Origin of the sequence: Phenylobacterium sp. (assembly GCF_031412415.1) — a bacterium.
GTDB lineage: Bacteria > Pseudomonadota > Alphaproteobacteria > Caulobacterales > Caulobacteraceae > Phenylobacterium.
Window position 1 is genome coordinate 1 of sequence record NZ_JANOCX010000287.1, and the last position, 1777, is coordinate 1777.

The window sequence follows — 1777 nt, forward strand, 5'->3', positions numbered from 1 at the left end:
CGCTCGACGAAGACGCCGCGAAGCGGGGCGTCGTCACGCACTCCTCTGGCAATCACGGCGGAGCGTTGGCGCTTGCGGCGAAGCGGCGGGGCATCCCGGCATATGTCGTCGTGCCTAGCACCTGCTCGCCGATGAAACTCGCGAACGTACGAGCGTTCGGTGCCGACGTGCGGATGTGCGAGCCAACGGTCGCGGCGCGGGAAGCAGTTTGCGCAGAGGTGATGGCCGAGACCGGCGCGACGCTCGTCCACCCGTATGACGATCCGCTTGTCATCGCCGGACAGGGGACTGCGGCACTTGAAATGTTGGAAGAGGTGCCCGACCTTCAGGCGATCGCCGTTTGTATCTCCGGAGGCGGGCTGATGAGCGGCTGGTCGATCGCGGCGCACGGCGTCAACTCGGCGATCGAAATGATCGGCGTAGAACCCGAACTCGCCGCCGACGCAAAGGTGTCCATCGAAACCGGCACGCTTCAGCCGGCGTTATCGACGAGCGGCCAAACGATTGCCGACGGATTGCGCGCGTCGCTGAGCATGCGAACGCTGACGATCCTTCGTGAACATCTCTCGGGCACTGTCACCGTGAGTGAGGCCGAGATCATCGCGATGATGCGACTGACGTGGGAGCGATTGAAGCTGGTGATCGAGCCGTCGAGTGCGGTGCCGCTGGCGGCCGTGTTGAAGCATCGCGAACGGTTCGCCGGCAAGCGCGTGGGCGTGATCATCACCGGCGGGAACGTGTCGCTGGATCGGCTGCCTTGGCAGGCCTGATTCACCACGGAGACACAGAGACACGGAGGGAATCACAGAGTCATTTCTTAGATCGAAGTCGGCTGGTTACTTGGAAATAACAGACAAGAATGAAACCGCAGACGAAGGGGATCGAGAACATCGTAAGCCCCGCATTTTTCAACCATTCGATGCGGAGAAAAATGCCCGCCAGTGCCGAAAAAATACTCGTCCCAAGGTAGCCAAGAACGATCCATTCCAGATTCAGCTTTTGAAGGAGTGCCCTCATTCCTCCTCCCTGTCTCTGTGCCTCCGTGGTGAGATCGACTTACATCACATCGCCGCCAGGCGCCTTGTTGCGGAACGTCGCGGTGTTGCCGTCGAAGACGAGTTCGACGGTGCCGGTCGGGCCGTTGCGTTGTTTGGCGATGATGATCTCGGCGAGGTTGCTTGGGATATAGTTGGGGTCGGCCTTGTGGTAGTAGTCCTCGCGGTGCAGCAGCGCGACGACGTCGGCGTCCTGCTCGATCGAGCCGGATTCGCGCAGGTCGCTCATGCGCGGCTTGTGGCCGTCGCGGTTTTCGCTGGCGCGGTTCAACTGGCTCAGCGCAATCACCGGCACGCCGATCTCACGCGCGACGGCCTTGATGCCGCGGCTGATCTCGCTGATCTGCTGCTGGCGGCTTTCGGGGCCAGGGTTATCCATCAACTGCATGTAGTCGATCATCAGGCAGCGGATGTCGTGGTCGTGTTTCAGTCGCCTCGCCTTGGTCCGCAAATCGAGCGGCGTGAGCTGCGGCGAGTCGTCGGTGAAGATCGGCATCTTCCGCATCTGCACGACCACCTTCGCGAGCCGTTGATACTCGTCGTTGGTGAGCTGGCCCTTTCGGACGCGTTGTGCGTCGACCATCGCCACCGAGCAGAGCATGCGTTGGGCGAGTTGTTGCGAGCTCATTTCGAGACTGAAAACGCCGACGGGGATGTTTTGCTGAGCGACCTGCTGCATGACGTTCATGCTGAATGCGGTTTTGCCCATCGACGGCCGCGCG

The 1777-nt window shown here is 61.5% G+C and carries 2 protein-coding genes; one reads left to right on the forward strand and one right to left on the reverse strand.

Annotation, left to right across the window (positions count from 1 at the left end):
• On the forward strand, positions 1-770 hold a 770-nt coding region (locus RMO04_RS13920), incomplete at its 5' end, for a pyridoxal-phosphate dependent enzyme (RefSeq protein WP_309645370.1).
• Between the two features lie 286 nt (positions 771-1056).
• On the opposite strand, the gene RMO04_RS13925 is transcribed toward RMO04_RS13920, so the two are convergent.
• Positions 1057-1777: replicative DNA helicase (locus RMO04_RS13925; protein ID WP_309645371.1), on the reverse strand; the 721-nt coding region annotated here is incomplete at its 5' end.